This is a genomic window from Acinetobacter towneri, from assembly GCF_001758345.1.
Taxonomy (GTDB): domain Bacteria; phylum Pseudomonadota; class Gammaproteobacteria; order Pseudomonadales; family Moraxellaceae; genus Acinetobacter; species Acinetobacter towneri_A.
The window spans coordinates 16,074-33,803 of sequence record NZ_MKQS01000013.1 but is presented as its reverse complement, the minus strand read 5'-3'; the positions used below and the strand labels follow the sequence as shown (position 1 = coordinate 33,803).

At 39.8% G+C, this 17,730-nt stretch carries 21 protein-coding genes; 7 read left to right on the top strand and 14 right to left on the bottom strand.

Translation table 11 applies throughout. The annotated features are described in order from the left end of the window. Nucleotides 1–5: 5 nt before the first annotated feature. The 8 genes from fdx to BJN41_RS08280 form a co-directional block, all read right to left on the bottom strand. The gene (gene fdx, locus BJN41_RS08315) at nucleotides 6–344 is read right to left on the bottom strand and encodes an ISC system 2Fe-2S type ferredoxin (protein WP_004976656.1); all 339 of its coding nucleotides are present in this window, start codon (nucleotides 342–344) and stop codon (nucleotides 6–8) included. Between the two features lie 15 nt (nucleotides 345–359). Next, nucleotides 360–2,219, bottom strand: coding sequence for a Fe-S protein assembly chaperone HscA (gene hscA / locus BJN41_RS08310; protein WP_019836477.1), 1,860 nt, complete (start codon nucleotides 2,217–2,219; stop codon nucleotides 360–362). A 45-nt stretch (nucleotides 2,220–2,264) separates the two neighbouring features. Then, nucleotides 2,265–2,780, bottom strand: coding sequence for a Fe-S protein assembly co-chaperone HscB (gene hscB, locus BJN41_RS08305; protein ID WP_070154510.1), 516 nt, complete (start codon nucleotides 2,778–2,780; stop codon nucleotides 2,265–2,267). Between the two features lie 100 nt (nucleotides 2,781–2,880). Then, on the bottom strand, nucleotides 2,881–3,201 hold the full coding sequence (gene iscA, locus BJN41_RS08300; RefSeq protein WP_004976650.1) for an iron-sulfur cluster assembly protein IscA: 321 nt from the start codon (nucleotides 3,199–3,201) through the stop codon (nucleotides 2,881–2,883). Nucleotides 3,202–3,237: 36 nt separating this feature from the next. Next, nucleotides 3,238–3,624, bottom strand: a complete 387-nt coding sequence (gene iscU / locus BJN41_RS08295) for a Fe-S cluster assembly scaffold IscU (RefSeq protein ID WP_004976649.1) — start codon at nucleotides 3,622–3,624, stop codon at nucleotides 3,238–3,240. Between the two features lie 104 nt (nucleotides 3,625–3,728). Then, nucleotides 3,729–4,946 (bottom strand): IscS subfamily cysteine desulfurase, encoded by a 1,218-nt coding sequence (locus tag BJN41_RS08290; RefSeq protein ID WP_019837928.1) that lies wholly within the window; start codon nucleotides 4,944–4,946, stop codon nucleotides 3,729–3,731. Between the two features lies 1 nt (nucleotide 4,947). Beyond that, a complete protein-coding gene (locus tag BJN41_RS08285) occupies nucleotides 4,948–5,421 on the bottom strand; it encodes an Rrf2 family transcriptional regulator (RefSeq protein WP_004976645.1) in 474 nt (157 codons plus the stop codon). Nucleotides 5,422–5,545: 124 nt separating this feature from the next. After that, nucleotides 5,546–6,193, bottom strand: a complete 648-nt coding sequence (locus BJN41_RS08280) for a hypothetical protein (RefSeq protein WP_019837927.1) — start codon at nucleotides 6,191–6,193, stop codon at nucleotides 5,546–5,548. Nucleotides 6,194–6,396: 203 nt separating this feature from the next. Here BJN41_RS08280 and BJN41_RS08275 point away from each other — a divergent pair, with 203 nt between their 5' ends. From BJN41_RS08275 to BJN41_RS08265, 3 genes are all read left to right on the top strand, one after another. Continuing rightward, nucleotides 6,397–6,864, top strand: coding sequence for a phasin family protein (locus BJN41_RS08275; RefSeq protein ID WP_167562402.1), 468 nt, complete (start codon nucleotides 6,397–6,399; stop codon nucleotides 6,862–6,864). A gap of 214 nt (nucleotides 6,865–7,078) precedes the next feature. After that, nucleotides 7,079–7,351, top strand: coding sequence for an HU family DNA-binding protein (locus BJN41_RS08270; RefSeq protein WP_004976639.1), 273 nt, complete (start codon nucleotides 7,079–7,081; stop codon nucleotides 7,349–7,351). A gap of 131 nt (nucleotides 7,352–7,482) precedes the next feature. After that, a complete protein-coding gene (locus tag BJN41_RS08265) occupies nucleotides 7,483–9,354 on the top strand; it encodes a SurA N-terminal domain-containing protein (RefSeq protein WP_070154508.1) in 1,872 nt (623 codons plus the stop codon). Nucleotides 9,355–9,437: 83 nt separating this feature from the next. On the opposite strand, the gene BJN41_RS08260 is transcribed toward BJN41_RS08265, so the two are convergent. Then, on the bottom strand, nucleotides 9,438–10,310 hold the full coding sequence (locus tag BJN41_RS08260; RefSeq protein ID WP_070154506.1) for a DUF2797 domain-containing protein: 873 nt from the start codon (nucleotides 10,308–10,310) through the stop codon (nucleotides 9,438–9,440). A gap of 34 nt (nucleotides 10,311–10,344) precedes the next feature. On the opposite strand from BJN41_RS08260, the gene BJN41_RS08255 reads away from it, so the two are divergent. Both BJN41_RS08255 and BJN41_RS08250 read left to right on the top strand, forming a co-directional pair. Further along, nucleotides 10,345–10,839, top strand: a complete 495-nt coding sequence (locus BJN41_RS08255) for a DUF6231 family protein (protein WP_070154504.1) — start codon at nucleotides 10,345–10,347, stop codon at nucleotides 10,837–10,839. A 139-nt stretch (nucleotides 10,840–10,978) separates the two neighbouring features. Beyond that, on the top strand, nucleotides 10,979–11,581 hold the full coding sequence (locus BJN41_RS08250) for a YidB family protein (RefSeq protein ID WP_070154502.1): 603 nt from the start codon (nucleotides 10,979–10,981) through the stop codon (nucleotides 11,579–11,581). A gap of 144 nt (nucleotides 11,582–11,725) precedes the next feature. On the opposite strand, the gene BJN41_RS08245 is transcribed toward BJN41_RS08250, so the two are convergent. The 5 genes from BJN41_RS08245 to BJN41_RS08225 all read right to left on the bottom strand — a co-directional run bounded on the left by BJN41_RS08245 (nucleotide 11,726) and on the right by BJN41_RS08225 (nucleotide 16,019). Then, complete coding sequence (locus tag BJN41_RS08245) at nucleotides 11,726–12,877, bottom strand: porin (protein WP_070154500.1); 1,152 nt, start codon at nucleotides 12,875–12,877, stop codon at nucleotides 11,726–11,728. A gap of 353 nt (nucleotides 12,878–13,230) precedes the next feature. Beyond that, entirely contained in the window at nucleotides 13,231–13,644 is a 414-nt protein-coding gene (locus BJN41_RS08240; protein ID WP_070154498.1) for an HIT family protein, read from the bottom strand. Nucleotides 13,645–13,683: 39 nt separating this feature from the next. Beyond that, nucleotides 13,684–13,953: a YARHG domain-containing protein gene (locus BJN41_RS08235; protein ID WP_070154496.1), complete on the bottom strand. Its 270-nt coding sequence runs from the start codon at nucleotides 13,951–13,953 to the stop codon at nucleotides 13,684–13,686. Between the two features lie 85 nt (nucleotides 13,954–14,038). After that, a complete protein-coding gene (locus BJN41_RS08230; protein ID WP_070154494.1) occupies nucleotides 14,039–14,911 on the bottom strand; it encodes an NAD(P)-dependent oxidoreductase in 873 nt (290 codons plus the stop codon). A 13-nt stretch (nucleotides 14,912–14,924) separates the two neighbouring features. Further along, the gene (locus tag BJN41_RS08225) at nucleotides 14,925–16,019 is read right to left on the bottom strand and encodes an alpha/beta fold hydrolase (RefSeq protein WP_070154492.1); all 1,095 of its coding nucleotides are present in this window, start codon (nucleotides 16,017–16,019) and stop codon (nucleotides 14,925–14,927) included. 151 nt (nucleotides 16,020–16,170) lie between these two features. Here BJN41_RS08225 and BJN41_RS08220 point away from each other — a divergent pair, with 151 nt between their 5' ends. Together BJN41_RS08220 and BJN41_RS08215 are read left to right on the top strand one after the other, a co-directional pair. Next, nucleotides 16,171–17,358 (top strand): O-succinylhomoserine sulfhydrylase, encoded by a 1,188-nt coding sequence (locus tag BJN41_RS08220; protein ID WP_070154490.1) that lies wholly within the window; start codon nucleotides 16,171–16,173, stop codon nucleotides 17,356–17,358. A 32-nt stretch (nucleotides 17,359–17,390) separates the two neighbouring features. After that, on the top strand, nucleotides 17,391–17,720 hold the full coding sequence (locus BJN41_RS08215) for a YbaB/EbfC family nucleoid-associated protein (RefSeq protein WP_070154488.1): 330 nt from the start codon (nucleotides 17,391–17,393) through the stop codon (nucleotides 17,718–17,720). Nucleotides 17,721–17,730: the final 10 nt, after the last annotated feature.

Genomic DNA, 17,730 nt, shown 5'->3' with positions numbered 1-17,730 from the left:
TCTGATTAATGATTTTCTGAAGCATGGTTAATGGTGTACTTTGGAATTTCAACTTCCAAGTCTTCATTGACCACTTTCACCTGACAAGATAAGCGTGAATCAGGCTCTAAGCCCCAAGCACGGTCTAATAAATCTGCTTCCACGTCATCCATTTCTTCTAGGCTGTCAAAGCCTTTACGAACCACAACGTGACAGGTCGTGCATGCACAAGACATATCACAAGCATGTTCAATTTTAATGCCATTTTCAAGTAAGCTTTCGCATAAGTTGGCATTTTGTTCGACTTCAAACTCAGCACCTTCTGGGCAGAATTGCGCATGTGGAAGTACTTTAATACGTGGCATAATCTTTACCTTAAATTAGTTTGAGTTTGACCAGTCATCGAGTTTAGTGCCTTTGAGTGCTGCATCAATATGTTGATTCATGCGAAGCGCAGCAAAAGCATCACTGTGTATTTTAAGCTGTTCAACAGCATGTTCAATGGCTTTAATGTCTTGCCCAGTCAACTCGGCTTCTAACTGCGCTTTGGCATTATTTAAAGCTTGCAACTGTTCTGAGCTTAAAAGTTGTGCATCCACCTTTAAGGCTTGTTGTAAAGCTTCAAGTTCACGTTGTGCTTCAACTTTGGTTTCATGCAAATGGCGCAATAGCTTGTCTTCTTCTGCATATTTGAAACCATCTAGCAGCAAACGCTCGGTATCTGCTTCAGATAAACCATAAGATGGCTTGATATCGATATTCGCAGTTACACCAGAGGTGGTTTCTTTGGCTGAAACACTAAGTAAGCCATCTGCATCGACTTGAAAGGTAACTTCGATACGCGCCTGACCCGCAGTCATTGGTGGAATACCATGCAGCACAAAACGACCTAAGCTACGGCAATGTTCTACCAAATCACGTTCACCTTGTACCACATGAATGAGCATGGCAGTTTGACCGTCTTGATAAGTGGTAAATTCTTGGCGACGTGCTACAGGAATTGCAGTATTGCGTGAAATTAAACGTTCCACCAAACCGCCCATGGTTTCTAAACCTAAAGACAGTGGGGTAACATCTAAGAGTAATGAACCATCTTTACTGTTACCAATCAGTTGATTGGCGGTAATTGACGCGCCAATTGCAACCACTTCGTCTGGGTTAATCGTGCATAATGGTTCTTGATTAAACACTTCACGTACAGCTTTTTGTACAGCATAAGAACGTGTTGAACCACCGACTAAAACCACATTTTGAATGTCGTCTAGTTCAAGTTTGGCATCGCGCAATACGCGTTTGCAAACACTAATGGTTTTATCCAAAGCAACTTGAATAATACTTTCAAAGTTTGCACGGTCTAATTGCAGCGTATGTTCTAACAGTTTTAATTCAACATTTTCTGCATTGCTGAGCGCTTCTTTAGCTTTACGTGCAGACACAATAAAGTGTGCATATTCTGCATCATCCAAGCTTTCAATATTCAGCTGTTTTTTTGCCCATTTTACAATCAGACGATCTAAGTCGTCACCACCTAAAGCAGTGTGACCGCCTGTAGCTAAAACTTCAAAAACACCCTGAGAGAAACGTAAAATAGAAACGTCAAAAGTACCACCGCCCAAGTCGTAAATCACATAGTTACGGTCTTGTGCTAAGTTAGTGTCTTGATCTAAACCGTAAGCTACAGCAGCTGCTGTTGGTTCGTTCAATAAGCGTAATACGTTTAAACCTGCAAGCTCGGCAGCATCACGTGTAGCTTGACGTTGCGCTTCATCAAAATATGCAGGTACAGTAATCACGGCACCATTTACAGGGTTTTGTAAGCTGGCTTCTGCGCGGTCTTTGAGTTGTTTAAGCAATTCTGCAGAAATTTCAACAGGCGTTTTACGCCCTTGAGCTGTTTCAAACGCAGGCATTTGATTGTCTTCACCCACTAACGTGTATGGATGTTGAAATTTGATGTCAGCTTTAGAGCGACCCATAAAACGCTTGACTGAAACAATGGTGTTTTTAGGGTCTGTAGTAATAAATGGCGCAGCAGCATTGCCGTAATGTGTATTTTGCGCTGCATAATGGACGATAGAAGGCAGTAGCACGCGACCTTGCTCATCATGCAAGACTTTGGCTTTACCAGAAAGAACTGTGGCGACCAATGAATGAGTGGTGCCTAAGTCAATGCCAATTGCAATGCGATGTTCATGCGGTGCACTTGATTGACCTGGTTCTGCAATTTGCAAGAGCGCCATTATGTAAAATCCTTTGCCCGTTAAATATTAAAATACAAACTAAAATTAAAAATCATCGTCTAAATCAAAACTGTCATCATCTAGGAAACGATCTTCAGCTTTGTCTATGTCAGCCATGATTTTTGTGAAAAAGCGCAATTTACGCACAGTGTCACGTGCTTCTGCCCAATCTTCTTCGGCATAGTCAATTTTAAATTCACGGACTAAACCATCAACCCATTGTTGTACTTCAACTTTCAAAGACTGTAAGTCATCGGCACAACTGGCATCATCCAATTGCTCACGAATTTCCAAGGCGTCTTGTAAAAATTCAAAATCATGAATGGATTGATCGAGATGATAATCTTGCTTTTTCAATGAGAGTAAATATGCAGCACGACTATCTACAGCAGAAAGTTGTTTAAATGCCTGATTAATTTCACTAGATTTAATCAATGCCTGATCTTTGTCTTCGGCTTTGTCGGGGTGATATTGCTGCTGTAGCTTTAAAAATTCAGCTTTTAAAGTAGCAAAATCAATATCGAGTGCAACAGGAAGATTAAACAACTCAAAATGATTCATGGGAGATGGAATCCGCGATTAGTGTGCAAAATTGGCTGAATAAATACAATTAAAACAGTGTATTGTACACTGTTTTAAACTAAAAAGAGGGAAGCGGCTGTTATACCGTGAACGATTCACCGCAGCCACATTCACCTTTTTTATTGGGGTTGTTAAACTCGAAACCTTCGTTTAAACCATTTTTGACATAGTCCATTTCCATGCCATCAAGGTAAACTAGGCTTTTCGGATCAACGAAAACTTTAACACCAAACTGTTCAAACATTTGATCATGCGTATCGACTTCATCTACAAATTCGAGTACATAAGCCAAACCAGAACAGCCTGAAGTTTTCACACCAACGCGAATACCTTGACCCTTACCGCGATTCTTTAAGTAATTGCTGATATGAGTTGCAGCATTTTCAGTTAAATTGATCATGAAAACTCCGTTTATTTTTCCACAAAACTTAGTAAATTAAGCTTTGGTCTTTTTGCTGCGATAGTCTTCTACAGCAGCTTTAATAGCATCTTCTGCCAATACAGAACAGTGCACTTTCACAGGTGGGAGTGCAAGTTCGGTTGCAATATCAATATTTTTGATGGCTTGTGCTTCATCTAAAGTTTTACCTTTAAGCCATTCAGTAACCAAAGAACTTGAGGCAATGGCAGAACCACAACCATAAGTTTTGAAACGTGCTTCTTCAATTACGCCTTCGTCATTGACTTGAATTTGCAGACGCATTACATCGCCACATGCAGGTGCGCCCACCATACCTGTACCAACGTTTTCAGCATTTTTGTCTAAAACGCCAACATTACGAGGGTTTTCGTAATGATCAATTACTTTATCGCTATAAGCCATGTCGCTTCTCCAAACCTCGGGGTCAGCCTTAATATAAATATGGGGGTGAAATTACCTTTATCAATCTAATGGCTTCCTGTCAAAGCCATTAGATTTGGGATGAATTAGTGTTCAGTCCATTCTACTTTAGAAAGGTCAATCCCTTCTTTATACATATCCCAAAGCGGTGAAAGTTCACGTAACTTTTCAACAGCAGCTTTAGTCACAGTTAGGACATGATCAATATCTTCTTCAGTGGTGTATTTACCAAAACTGAAACGAATTGAGCTGTGTGCAAGTTCGTCTGAAAGACCTAGTGCACGTAATACATAAGATGGCTCTAAAGTCGCTGAAGTGCACGCAGAACCTGAAGATACCGCAGCATCTTTAAGAGACATCATTAAGGATTCACCTTCAACAAAGTTGAAGCTGACATTTAAGTAGTTAGCAACGTTTAGCGTTGGATGACCATTCAGGAATACTTGTTCCATGCTGTTCAAGCCATTCCAAAGTTTGTCACGTAATACACGTAAACGGGCTTGCTCAGAAGCCAAGTTTTTCCCTGCAAGTTCAAATGCTTCACCCATACCTACAATTTGGTGGGTTGCTAGTGTGCCTGAACGCATGCCACGCTCATGACCACCACCATGCATTTGTGCTTTCAAGCGTACACGTGGACTACGACGTACAAATAGCGCACCAACACCTTTAGGACCGTAGATTTTGTGTGCAGAGAAGCTCATTAAATCTACTTTTAAGGTGGATAAATCAATTTCTACTTTACCAGCAGCTTGGGCAGCATCGACATGGAAGAAGATTTTTTTAGCACGGGTGATTTCACCAATTGCAGCAACATCGGTAATCGTACCAATTTCGTTATTCACCATCATCAACGACACTAAAATGGTGTCTGGACGAATTGCCGCTTCGACCATTTCAGGTGTAATTAAACCTGTTTGTGGTTGTGGGTCTAAGTAGGTGATTTCAAAACCTTCAGATTCAAGCTCACGGCAGGTATCTAAAATGGCTTTGTGCTCAATTTTAGAAGTGATAATGTGTTTACCTTTAGACGCATAGAATTGTGCTACGCCTTTCAGTGCAAGGTTATCTGATTCTGTTGCACCAGAAGTCCATACGATTTCACGCGGGTCTGCTTTGATCAAGTTTGCAACTTGCTCACGAGCATATTCAACTTTTTCTTCTGCTTGCCAGCCATAAGCGTGCGAACGAGAAGCGGCATTACCGAAAGTCCCATCAAAAGTCAGGCACTCCATCATGCGTTCTGCAACTTGAGGATCTACAGGAGTGGTTGCTGCGTAGTCAAGATAAATTGGACGTTTCATGTCAAATACCTGTAACCGATAAAAGAGCTGAATCAAACGGTGCTGTGTTCTGGCGGATGGCAACAGTTTGTACGTTGTCACGCGCAACTAAGTCAGCAAGTGAGATTTTAGCGAGATAGTCGGCAATATGATGGGAGAGTTCCTGCCATAAGTCGTGAGTCAAGCACATTGCACCATTTTGACAGTTGCCTTTATGGTCGCAACGCGTTGCATCAACAGTTTCGTTTACGGCTTCAATGATTTCTAGCACAGTGATTTCATTTGCACTACGTGCTAAATGGTAGCCACCGTTAGCACCGCGAACACTAGACACTAAGCCGTGGCGCTTAAGTTTTGCGAATAACTGCTCAAGATAAGCAACAGAAATAGTTTGACGGGCTGCAATTTCAGCAAGCGTGATCGTTTGTTCAGTTGGCTGCAAAGCTAAATCAAGTAGAGCAGTCACTGCGTAGCGACCGCGAGTTGTTAAGCGCATGATTCGATACACATGATTAGACTAGATATGGGTATTCTATGAATCCCGACTAAAATAGTCAAGTATTTTATTGTGATATTGTGCGCGAGGATTTACGCTGTTTTTATTTTATATTTCAATGCGTTTAAACGACCCATAAATTATACACTAATAACGTAATTGATAATACCGTTATTACACCAAAGGCGATGTTAATGCGCTTTTGACGGCGTTCAATTCGACGAATGCGGTTTTTGTACTGTTTAAGCTCAACTTGTAAGGTGTTGATTTTAGAGCGTTGTTCATCAATTTTATCTAAAAGTGGGGCAATGCGCTTTTTAGAAGCGATCAACTCTTGTTCTTGAGGTGCTTCTTTCAGCCATTGTTTCCAGTCGGCTAAAACTTTGGGCGCACTAAAATGCAAAATCAGATCACGAAATTCATCTTTCAGAGTAATGTCACCATCTATACGCATGTGTTTAATACTGCGACGATTACCTAAAATAAAGATTTTGAATAAATCTATGAGGGTGGTGCGTACATCTAAATCGACAGCTTGTTCGGGTGCTTTGGTGTCAAAGAAGATGCCATTTGGATTGAATTCCACGTAAATATCGAAATAAGGAATATAGCTATTAATTTTAATGGTGACTTTATGGTTAACAAATTTTTTAGCCTGCAAAGCGACCACACGATCATGTTTCAGAATAAAGCTAAAAATTGTTTCTAACACAATCATGAGCATGGTCAGCAACAAATGTGGATTACTTTGTCTTTGTTGCGAATCACTCATAAAATCAAGTCCCTAAATCTAAAGTTGAATTCCTTGTTTTGCGCTTCATAGCGAATAAGTCTTATAGAAGCGCAGCGAATAATCATGCTTTGTAGAACAGTTTAGCAAAACGATCAAGTATTTAATTTGCTATTATGAAAGCATTTTGTAGGTTTATTACATTTATGTGCGCATAAAATAAGCAGGAGAGGTTCATGGAAAAAATGACGGATAGCGTAAAAGAGCATTTGGTTGAGCAAGAAATCACATTGAAAAATAAAGATAAATTACGTTCAGGACGTAAATCATCACTCGACTTTCGTAAATATACCAAGCAAATTTGGTTGGCGGGTTTAGGTGCATTTTCACGTGCAGAAGAAGAAGGCAATAAATTGTTTGACTCTCTGGTCAAAGTGGGTGAGGAATTAGAATCCAAAACTACAGAAATAGCCGATCAAACTGTTGAAAAGGTGTCTGAAAAAGCCAAAGAATCGGTGATTGATACTAAAGATAAAGTCGAACGTTTAATTGACCATAGTGTAAATCATTCTTTAAATAGAATTGGCTTAGTAACAGCAAAAGATCTTCAACATTTAGAGCATTTAGTATTACAATTACATGCCAAAGTTGATGCCTTGATTGAAGAAAATAAACAATTAAAAGAAGATGTTGCAAAAAGTAAACGTGTCTAGCCTAGATTTAGAAACATGCAGATGTGGATGAGAGGCGGGTTTTAGACTAATTGTCAATAGTATCTTATGCTCCATCGTTTTTTACCATTTATTTTGCATAAAAGCGTACAGGGAGTATTGCTTTTACCCTCAAAGCATTGCTATAAAGGCGTTACGGTAATTTAAATTAAATCTCTGGACCTTAAATAAACGATATTAAGAGGACGTAATCTTCATGAATAAATCAGAATTAATCGATGCAATTGCAGAGAAAGGGGGGTTGTCTAAGACTGATGCAGGTAAGGCCTTAGACGCAACAATTGCTTCTATTACTGAAGCGCTTAAAGCGGGTGATACTGTAACCCTCGTTGGTTTTGGTACATTTAATGTGAAAGAGCGTGCTGCTCGCACAGGTCGTAACCCACAAACAGGTGCTACACTTGAAATTAAAGCAAGCAAAGTACCAAGCTTTAAAGCGGGTAAAGGTTTAAAAGATTCAGTAGCATAATCTTTTAAAATGCCAAGAAAGCGCGCCAATTGGCGCGTTTTTTATTAATAATGTCAATAAAAGGCGTCAACGCATTCATTCGCTGAGGGTTTTCAGTTAAAATCTTCCGCAAATAAAATATTGGAATACTTATGGAATCTTTTCGTAAAGTTATTAAGGGTTGGTTGGGCAAAGTTTTGCTCGTTTTATTCTTGACCCCTTTAGCACTTGTAGGTATTGAAGGATATTTTAGTGGTGGTCAGTCTGAAGACACTGCACAAACCGTGAATGGTCAGCAAATTTCAAAACGAGAACTAGACAATCTGACCAACTCGCTGAAAGAACAATACTTGGCTTATACCAATGGTGACGAAACACTATTGAATCAAAATTATATTCAAAACAAAGCAAAAGATACTTTGGTTGCACGTACTTTGTTATTACAACAAGCAGAGAAATTAGGGGTTTCTTTGAGCGATGCGCAAATTGAACAAATGATTGCACAGCAACCGAATTTCCAACAAGATGGCAAGTTTTCTGAAAGCTTGTATGCGAACTATCTTCAATCTGTAGGCATGACCAATCAGGCGCTTGTGGCAAATTTACGTCAAGACCATGCGTTAAAAATGCTCAGTGCTAGCTTTACTGATTATGCTTTAGTTAGCCCATCTGATATTCAGCAAATTGCCAACTTACAAACCCAGCAACGTACTTTGCATTTATCTAGCATCAAGTTAGATAACTACAAGAAAAATATCACTACAAATGCGCAAGAAATTGCAGCCTATTACGAACAGCATGCGAATGACTTTAAACAGGTAGCCAGTGTTGATGTCGATTTTATTGTGGTGACTCCAGCGAATATTGCACCTGCAAATGCGACTGTCACTGAAGCAGAGTTACAACAGGCGTATCAAAAGTTTGTCGAAACTCAAAAAGGTGCTGCTGTACCTACAGTGAAACATATTTTAATCACCACGGATGCACGTGATGATGCCGCAGCAAAAAAACTTGCACAGCAAGCGGTTGCTGAAATTAAGCAAGGTACAAGATTTGCTGCATCTGCGCAAAAGTATTCGGACGATCCTGAGTCTAAAGCCAAAGGTGGTGTGGTTGCAGGTTATGAAATAGGTGTATTTGGTGATGCTTTTGATAAAGCCGTGGGTAGCTTAAAATCAGGAGAAGTATCACAGCCTATCAAAACTCAATATGGTTATCACGTAATTCAAACAGAAGGTGCTACGGTTCAGGTGCCTGCGTTTGAAACTCAAAAAGCACGTTTAACGGCGGAATTGCAAAAAACCAAAACTGAAAATGCGTATACCGATACCATCAACAGCTTAAATGAATTGGTGGTGAGTAGTGATGCTTTAGATGTGGTAGCGGAAGAAGTGAAAACAGCCAAAGTCGAATCTATCACTGGTTTAACTTTAGCGTCACAGCATCCTGTTTTAAGTCAGCCAACTGTTAAAGTTAAATTGTTTAATGATGATGTGAAAAATGGCGACCGTAACGCATCTAGTAATATTACTTTAGCGAATGGTGATGTGGTATGGGTTAAAGTGCGTAATTACCATGCTGCAGGTGTGCAAACTTTGGAAGAGGCAACACCACGCGTAAAAGCTAAATTGATTGAGAAAAAAGCCTTTGATGCAGCCAAAAAAGATATTCAAGCCACATTGGATGCCTTTAAAACTCAGCCTGCAGCGACCGTTTTGGCCAAAAACCAAATCCGTTTTGAAAATGCAGGCACATTCACCCGTGCAGATGGTTTGTTAAAGCGCGATATTGAACGTGCTGCTTTTAGTGTACTTGCACCTAAGCAAGGCATGTGGTCAGTGACTACAGCATCTTTACCGAATGAACTGGTTGTGGTTGCTGTATCGAATGTAAATGACACCACTTCGAATGCTTTAACGCCTGAACAGCTCAAAGAATTGGCGCAGTTATATCAACAACTTCGTGCTCAGCAAGAGTTGGATGACTACACTCAATATTTGAAGTCTCAAGCGAAAATCAAATAGTCATATTTATCATCAAAGAAAAAACCAGCAAATTTGCTGGTTTTTTTGTGCTTGTGAAAGCGTTGACTAAGAATATTTGTGGCTCATTCAGCGCGGATTTTTAATTCATAACCTGTGTATTTGCGAATGTTAATCACGCCAGTATCTAATATGAGATATTGTCCTTTAATACCTTGTAACTTACCGCGAATAATTGGGGTTTTATCCAAATTATGCGATTTGATCTTTTCAGGATATTGCTCTACAGGATAGACAAACTCACGTGGTGGCTCTTGATCTAACAATTCAACGGTTTCATTGAATTCTAAGTTTTGACTAAATTCATCACGAATAGTTTGAATTTTAGGTGCAAACTCTTCAATGAGCTGTTCGCGCACTTCAATTAAGTTCAAAGGTGCTGCTTCACCTTTAAGCAGTTTACGCCAGTCCGTTTTATCTGCCACTTGTGAACCAAACATGATTTCGAGTTGCCCAGATAAACGGCGTGAACCAACTTTCATAATTGGCAAGGCTTGGGTTGCACCTTGATCAAGCCAGCGTGTTGGCATTTGTCCTAGACGGGTAATTCCCACTTTTAAAGCGCTGGAGTTGGCTAAATAGACAATATGTGGTTGAAAGCAGACCTCATGTGCAAAACTATCTTCACGACAAGTCCCTAAATGATAATGACAGGTTTCAGGTTTCATAATGCACATATCACAAGATGCTTTAGTTTTAAAACACTTAAAGCAATGCCCTTGCGAATAGGATTTTGGGGTTTTTACGCCACAAGAAACACAATAAATCTTGCCAGTCCATTCCAGTTTAAGTTCTTGCCCAAGCTGAAAAGGCAGGTCAATTTCTGAACGGTCTAGAATAAATTTATATTCAACATTTGCCTTTTGTACCTGTTCATCAGTTACACTATGGTCCTTAAGACCTGCGTGCATTTTATGGCAAATGCCTTGTAGTTCCATAAGAATACTCTCTCAAAAATGAAGGAATGCAGTGATGGCTGAAATGCGTTTAATTCAAGCATTGATTGATGATTTATCTCAACAACAGCCAATTTCGACTGCATTGTGTATAGGGCAAAATATTGAAGCAAGCCCGAAGCATAACAATCAAGCGGCTGATGAGCAGCCAACTATCCAATGGCAGTATTTTAGCGCATTGGCATTTTTAAATCTGCCTTTTACCCAACGTTTTGATTTGGCAGTTGTATTTTTGGATGCTTCAGATTTTGCTTCGCAGACGTCGCAACACACCTCGCAAATTTTGGTGAAGCTACGTGACTTATTTGCAAAGCGTATTGTGGTGGTTGCTACGCGTCAAGATGAGAAATTGCTTAGAGCGCTTGGTTTTACGCAATTGATTGAACATCGCTTTGAGGAGCATCATTTATGCTTATGGCAATTTAATATTTTAACTTATAAGCACGTACCTGATTGGTTTAACTCAAAGTTTTGGGCAAATCCTGAAAATTGGGATAAATTCCGTTGGTAAGTGCAGGATTAAACTAACAAAAACATAATAATGTTAAATGCTTAACATAAATATAGGATATTGCAAAATTTAACAATTTCAAGCGCGCAATTCAGTCAAAACTTCGTATGCTGTCATAGAGCATGATGAGGAAAATAAAATGACCAATTTAAGCAATATTGTTGAAATATTGGCAAAGCAAGCATTGGGTGCAAATCAGCAATCTAATCAATCTCAGGGTGGATTGGGCGGTATTTTAGGCTCGGTTTTGGGGCAACTTGGTGGCAATAACCAACAATCTGCACAAGGCGGCTTGGGTGGTATTTTGGGTTCTGTATTAGGTCAGTTGGGTGGGCAACAACAGCGTTCTGCTACAGGTGCTTCAGGTACACAAAGTTTATTGATTGCAGTTTTGCCTTTGGTGTTGGCATGGATTCAAAAACAGGGTGGCTTGCAAGGCGCTTTGGATAAACTAAAAGGACAAGGCTTAACCAGTCAGGTGGATGACTGGGTGTCTACAGGCCCGGGTGAAAATGCGCAAGTGCAGCCTGATCAAGTACAAAACTTATTTGATGATGCGGATGTAGAACAGGTTGCACAGCAAACTCAGGCACCAAAGCAAGATATTTATAGTGCAATTTCTACAGTATTGCCGCAAATTATTGATTCATTGACACCCCAAGGTGAGCAAACCAGTAAACAAGAAGCCAACGACGATATTCAACAAGTCATGAATTTAGTGTCTGGGTTTTTAAAGCGTTAATGAAAGAAAGGCTTTGTTGTTAAAACTTGAGCTATAAAAAAACCAAGTCAGCAAATTTACTGGTTCGGTTTTTATTCAGATTTTTAAACATGCAATAAAAAACACGCCGAAGCGTGTTTTTTATGTTTTAAGTTCGGTTAAGACTTAGAAGTCGTAACGGAAACCTAAAGAAAGACCTAAAGCATCTTCGTCATTCACGCCACCAACGTTGTTTGAACGACCTTGTGACCATGGTGTTAAGTTTGATTTGGTGTCATTAAGCATAGTTGCAAGGTTTGCGTATACACGTACTGCTTTGTCTAAACGGTGCTCAACACCTACTGCCAATAATGTTGCATTTGCATCATCAGCATCTACGTCACGATGGAATACTTGACCACGTACATAAGTCTTCGGCGCAACTTTATAGTCTGCTGCTACGCCAAAGACTTGTGCATCTGGGTTTGCTTTATCATCATCATGTGTTAACAATTGATATAGCGCACCTAAATTAAACTCAGGTGTGATTTTGTATGCAGCGGCAATACGGAAGCCATCACGCTCACCACCTCTTGCTTCTTCTTCATAGCGCTCATACGCAGCAGCAAAATCAACCGGACCTTCTTTATAAGTTAAAGCTAAGTCGTAAGCTTTATCTTTTTTAGAGTCACCTTTTTCAGCAATTGTTGTTGTAGTGTCTGGTACTGTAATAACTTGTTCTTTACCGTTTGCATCTACAATACGGATTGTTTTTGTTGAGGTTTTAGTTACTTTAGAAGGATAACCAGCACTATTACCTTCATGTAAAGAAAGTGCAGCTAGAACATTAAAACCACCGCCAAATTTAGGGGTTTGATATTCAATTGTATTCGCATTACGCTCATCAAAACGTAAGTTACCAGCACGAGTTACGTTACGGATGTCACCAACTTGGGCACCAAAGAAGTTGACTGGACCACGTGCAGCTTTAAATGGGCTGTCAAAACGACCTACACGCGCTTGACCGAAGTCACCTTTTAAACCTACAAAAGTATCACGAGTAGCAAACTCTAAATCATCATTTGCAGAACCGCTAGCAAAGTTAATTTCTTGTTCAATTTGACCAAAAACAGTCATGCCATTTTCTAATTTTTGTTCAGCTTTGAAGCCTAAACGTGATGAGTTAGAAGAAAGACCAACTTCGTTGTAGTCTTTACCATCATCAAGATAGTCTAAAGATACGTGTGCACGACCATAAACTTTAACATCAGCAGCCATAGCTAGTGCTGGTGTAAATAAGGTTGCCCCAACTGCTAATGCGCAAAGCGTTTTTTTCATGTGTAGCTCCAATACAGACTATTGTTTTTTAGTCCTAAACATTGTTCAGAAGTAGAGTTGATCTACCGCTGTTCTCTATTGGTGCTAAGTATTCCTTACAAATGCGACAGTAATATTAAGGAGATATTTCAAAATTATTAAAAAGAACAAATTAGATCAAAAACTTACTTTTATTCGCATTTTTTTAGTGACTGAGTTTTTAAATTTAGAAAAAATATATGTAATGAATAACTTAATTGCAAAAAGATTGACATGCTATTGTCATAAACTGCTATAAAAAATGCAGGGTTAAAGCTTGAGATGAAAAAATGGAGCAGCTGCTCCATTCATTTTGTATGACATTTTTGAAATTTTTAAAGCGCTGCTTTAATTTTTTTTGCTTGGGCTTTAATTTTTTCTTGGTCGCCCATTTGTGCAGCATGTTTTCCAAGTTCGTGAACTGAAGTTGGAATTAAATGGAAATGTACATGAGGGACAGTTTGACCTGCACTTGCACCTGACAATTGCATTAATACAATACCATCTACACCCAAAGCTTGCTGCATAGCTTTCGCAATTTTTTGAACAATTTGAATAGTATAAGCTGCTGCATCTGCAGGTAAATCCAATAAAGTTACTGCAGGTGTCTTGGGAATCACGAGAGTGTGACCATCGGCTTGCGGCATGATGTCCATAAACGCAAGAACTTGGTCATCTTCATACACTTTAATTGCAGGAAGCTCGTCACGTAGAATTCTTGCAAAAATATTTTGATCATCGTAAGCCATTATGATTCCTTAAATTCAGCCTATGCTATTTTAGAACGGTTATTTACAGTTCAGTTCTTTTTGACGTGCTTTGATTGTGTCAAGACGTTGTTGTTCTTTTTCAGAGAACTTTGGCTTTGTTGTATAGCAGTTGTCATTACCAAAACGGGCTTTAGCTTCAGGATCTTTAAAACAGAAGCCTTTTGATGCGTAAATCACATCATGGTCATTTTTAAGTTTTTGACATTCTTGTTCAGATGCAAAAGCAGTTGAACTTGCCCCAATTAAAGTTGCAAGGCTTGCAAATACGGCAATGCTAAACTTGTTCATAAGAGTTTCCTCTATTTAATGATGATGTGACTAGTCACTTAATACACATTATTGGGATTATAGCTGTATATTCAATGGCGAGTTCTTACTCTAGGGTAATCTTACTCCATAATTCATACATTTTCACGACAGTGGAAAAGTCACTGTCTTTTTCTGAGTTTAAATTTGCTGCTTGAATTAGACTTTGGGTTAAAGCCAGTACAGGTGCAGGCAAAGCTGCTTCACGTACTAAATCTAATGCAATGCCTGTATCTTTAGCTAGTAAAGGTAAAGCAAAAGTATTTGGAAAAGCACGGTTCAGTACTCGCTGGGGCAAAATCATTTCCGTTACTGCACTTTTGCCGCTCGAAGCATTAATACATTGCAAGGCCTGATTTAAGTTTACGCCATGTGCTTTTAAGGCGGTAAAACCTTCAGCTGCAGCACATAAACTCACAGCCATTAACATATTGTTGACTGCTTTTACTGCAAAGCCTGCACCAGGTTCACCTACATGTTGAATCACTTTACCAAAAGACTGAATTGCAGGTAGCGCTTTTTCAAAAGCAGTTGCTTTACCACCAATCATAACTGTTAATGTTGCATTTTCTGCCCCAATGGTTTGCCCACTCACAGGTGCATCTAAAAAGTCGACCTGTTGTGCTTCAAGTTTTTGTACTAGTTTTTTAGCACTTTCGGGTACGCCACTGGTGCAATCGACCCAAACTGAACCTGCTTTATGTTGGACTTGTGCAATCAGGTTTTCAACTTCGGTACTGGTAGGCAAGCAAGAAAAAATAATATCAGCCTGTACCGCTTGGGCCAATTCAACCGCGTGAGTGCCATATTCTGCAGCATGTTGCTCGGCTTTGGCAAAGTTACGATTCCAAACATAGACCGTGTCAAAATGTTTGGGTAAATGTGCTGCCATGCGGTAGCCCATTGCGCCTAAGCCAATAAATGCAACAGATTGAATCATGTTCGTGCTCTCTTTATGCGATTTTGCTGGATCGTTGTTCTAACCATGTGGTCAATTTAGGCCAAAATTCATTAGCACTTTTTTGACTGGACATTAAACCTAAATGTCCCCCTGGAATGAGAGTAAACGTGACATCGCTACTACTTGTCAATTCACATAAAGGTTGGGCAGCTTCGGCCGTGACAATTTGATCGCTATCACCTGCACCAACCAAAAGTGAACAATTAATATTTTCAAGCTTAATGGTATGTTGATTCAGTTGAATAGCGCCTTGTTTGAGCGGATTTTGCAGCCACACATTTAACATCATGTCTTGATTAATGCCGCCCGGATAATCAATCATATTATTTAAAAAATTGGCTAAAGTGGCATTTTCATGCAAGGTTTGTAAGTCGTGCAGATTCGAGAGCATCTGTTTATTGCTTTCAAGCCATGCTCTAGGGTCTAAAATCTTAAAACCAATCGCATTGATTAAACCTGGTGTATGAATAAAATGCTTGGGAATTTTTCCTGAATAAAAGGCATGTTGCAGTTTCGGGTATTTAGAAATCAGCTTATTGGTCGATTGAAAGAGTTTACCAACCCGCCCAGAAGCATAACTATCTACGGGGCTACCCAAAACCATCAAGTTTTTAATATGTGCGGATTGTTGGTCTGCGGTATAAAGCATGGCAAAAACACCCGCCATACTCCAACCATGTAGTGAAATTTGTTCGACTTTGGCGTGTTGTAAAATGAGTTGAATACAATTAGGGATTGCATCCTGAATAAAAGCCATAAAATTTAAATGACAATGTTGATAGGTCAATTGTCCCCAATCAACCAAATACACATCAAAACCGCTATGCTGAAAATGTTTCACTAAAGAGCGATAAGGATATAAGTCATAAATCGACATGGTAATTGCTAAAGGCGCAACAAAAACCAGCGGCTCTTTATATTGCTTATCTGGCGAAGCGTAATAGCGAATCTGCGCATACTTATAACGTGCCACGATGTCGTATGGCGTGGTCTGAGATAATATCAAATCACGGCTTTTAAATAAGCGAGTGCTGAGGTTTTTAAGCTTTTTTCGGTGCAGATTAAATTTTCTTTGTAGCTGATTCATGAGGTGTTCCATCACACGTGGCGCCGATTTGAATGAAGTCTAAGCGATATTTATACATTTTACCTTGACCTTAAATGCGCTTGGCGCTCAAAATGTTGGCAATTATTTAACAAACAGGTCTTAGGACTAAGTTTAGGGCTGAGCAGTAAAGATGAGTCAACACGACGACATTGAATATCAATTAGATACTTTGGCAATTCGTACTGGACACAACCGTACAATTGAAGGCGAGCACAGTGAGCCAATTTTCCTGACTTCATCATTTGTTTGTGAAAATGCTGCCGATGCAGCTGCAAAATTCTCAGGTGAAATTGAAGGCAATACCTATTCACGTTATACCAATCCAACTGTACAGGCTTTTGAAAAACGCTTGGCAGTATTAGATGGTGCAGAACGTGCGGTTGCGACAAGTTCGGGTATGGCGGCCGTTCATGCGATCACTTTGGCTTATCTTAAAGCGGGTGATCATGTAGTCTGTTCACGTGCTGTATTTGGCTCGATCATTTCACTATTTGAAAAATATGTGATGAAGTTTGGTGTCGATGTCACTTTTGTTGATTTAGAAGATTTAGAGAGCTGGAAACAAGCCATTCGTCCTAACACACGTCTTTTATTTATTGAAACGCCATCGAATCCATTGGCACAAGTGGGCGATTTACAAGCTATTGCCGATATTGCCCATGCAAATAATGCATTATTTGCAGTCGATAACACTTTCTGCACTCCAGTTTTACAACAACCGATTAAATTTGGTGCAGACCTGATTATCTACTCATCGACCAAATATATTGATGGGCAGGGACGTGCTTTAGGTGGCGCTGTGGTAGGTAAAAACAAATTGGTTGAAGAAATCAATGGTGTGATTCGTACTTTGGGTAACTCATTAAGTCCATTTAACGCATGGATTTTCTTAAAAGGCTTAGAAACTTTAAGCCTGCGGATGAAAGCACATTGCGCCAGTGCGCAAACACTTGCCGAGTGGCTAGATGCACATCCAAAAGTTGAAAAAGTGTATTATGCAGGCTTGCCGCATCACACAGGGCACGAGTTGGCGAAAAAGCAACAGTCTGGCTTTGGTGGTGTTGTATCGTTTGTGGTGAAAGGTGAGCGTCAAGGCGCGTGGACCGTGATTGACAACACACGCTTCCTGTCCATCACCAGTAACTTGGGGGATGTAAAGTCAACCATTACCCATCCTGCAACAACATCTCATGGCAGAATGACCGCAGAAGCCAAACAAGCAGCAGGCATCAGTGAAGGTTTAATTCGTGTTTCTGTTGGCTTGGAAGATATTGATGATATTATTCGCGACATCGAGCGCGGTTTAGACCTCATTTAAAACTAAATAGATCAATTGTTCGGAGATTTTTTATGAACATTAATATGTTGATGCAGCAAGCGCAGCGTATGCAAAAAGAAGTGGAAAACAACATTAAAAAAGCCAAAGAAGAACTTGCGCAAACTGAAGTGCATGCAGAAGCGGGTGGTGGTTTAGTGAAAGTGACCATGACTTGCCGTAATGTGGTAAAACGCATTGAAATTAATCCTGAATTATTGCAAGACGATGCAGACATGATTGAAGATTTGATTGCCGCTGCAATGAATGATGCCGTTCGTCAAGCCGAAGAGATTTCTGAAGAAAAAATGAAGTCTGCGAATTCAGGTATGGGCTTGCCACCGGGCTTGGCAGGTTTATTCTAAGGAACGGCGT

Excerpts from the sequence above, each read along its gene's own strand:
- BJN41_RS08220 (WP_070154490.1), top strand. The coding sequence starts at position 16,171 with ATGAGTCAACACGACGACATTGAATATCAATTAGATACTTTGGCAATT.
- hscB (WP_070154510.1), bottom strand. The coding sequence starts at position 2,780 with ATGAATCATTTTGAGTTGTTTAATCTTCCTGTTGCACTCGATATTGAT.
- BJN41_RS08235 (WP_070154496.1), bottom strand. The coding sequence starts at position 13,953 with ATGAACAAGTTTAGCATTGCCGTATTTGCAAGCCTTGCAACTTTAATT.
- BJN41_RS08215 (WP_070154488.1), top strand. The coding sequence starts at position 17,391 with ATGAACATTAATATGTTGATGCAGCAAGCGCAGCGTATGCAAAAAGAA.
- BJN41_RS08230 (WP_070154494.1), bottom strand. The coding sequence starts at position 14,911 with ATGATTCAATCTGTTGCATTTATTGGCTTAGGCGCAATGGGCTACCGC.
- BJN41_RS08280 (WP_019837927.1), bottom strand. The coding sequence starts at position 6,193 with ATGAGTGATTCGCAACAAAGACAAAGTAATCCACATTTGTTGCTGACC.
- iscA (WP_004976650.1), bottom strand. The coding sequence starts at position 3,201 with ATGATCAATTTAACTGAAAATGCTGCAACTCATATCAGCAATTACTTA.
- iscU (WP_004976649.1), bottom strand. The coding sequence starts at position 3,624 with ATGGCTTATAGCGATAAAGTAATTGATCATTACGAAAACCCTCGTAAT.
- BJN41_RS08255 (WP_070154504.1), top strand. The coding sequence starts at position 10,345 with ATGGCTGAAATGCGTTTAATTCAAGCATTGATTGATGATTTATCTCAA.
- BJN41_RS08245 (WP_070154500.1), bottom strand. The coding sequence starts at position 12,877 with ATGAAAAAAACGCTTTGCGCATTAGCAGTTGGGGCAACCTTATTTACA.
- BJN41_RS08225 (WP_070154492.1), bottom strand. The coding sequence starts at position 16,019 with ATGAATCAGCTACAAAGAAAATTTAATCTGCACCGAAAAAAGCTTAAA.
- hscA (WP_019836477.1), bottom strand. The coding sequence starts at position 2,219 with ATGGCGCTCTTGCAAATTGCAGAACCAGGTCAATCAAGTGCACCGCAT.
- BJN41_RS08265 (WP_070154508.1), top strand. The coding sequence starts at position 7,483 with ATGGAATCTTTTCGTAAAGTTATTAAGGGTTGGTTGGGCAAAGTTTTG.
- BJN41_RS08275 (WP_167562402.1), top strand. The coding sequence starts at position 6,397 with ATGACGGATAGCGTAAAAGAGCATTTGGTTGAGCAAGAAATCACATTG.
- BJN41_RS08290 (WP_019837928.1), bottom strand. The coding sequence starts at position 4,946 with ATGAAACGTCCAATTTATCTTGACTACGCAGCAACCACTCCTGTAGAT.
- BJN41_RS08285 (WP_004976645.1), bottom strand. The coding sequence starts at position 5,421 with ATGCGCTTAACAACTCGCGGTCGCTACGCAGTGACTGCTCTACTTGAT.
- BJN41_RS08240 (WP_070154498.1), bottom strand. The coding sequence starts at position 13,644 with ATGGCTTACGATGATCAAAATATTTTTGCAAGAATTCTACGTGACGAG.
- BJN41_RS08270 (WP_004976639.1), top strand. The coding sequence starts at position 7,079 with ATGAATAAATCAGAATTAATCGATGCAATTGCAGAGAAAGGGGGGTTG.
- BJN41_RS08250 (WP_070154502.1), top strand. The coding sequence starts at position 10,979 with ATGACCAATTTAAGCAATATTGTTGAAATATTGGCAAAGCAAGCATTG.
- fdx (WP_004976656.1), bottom strand. The coding sequence starts at position 344 with ATGCCACGTATTAAAGTACTTCCACATGCGCAATTCTGCCCAGAAGGT.
- BJN41_RS08260 (WP_070154506.1), bottom strand. The coding sequence starts at position 10,310 with ATGGAACTACAAGGCATTTGCCATAAAATGCACGCAGGTCTTAAGGAC.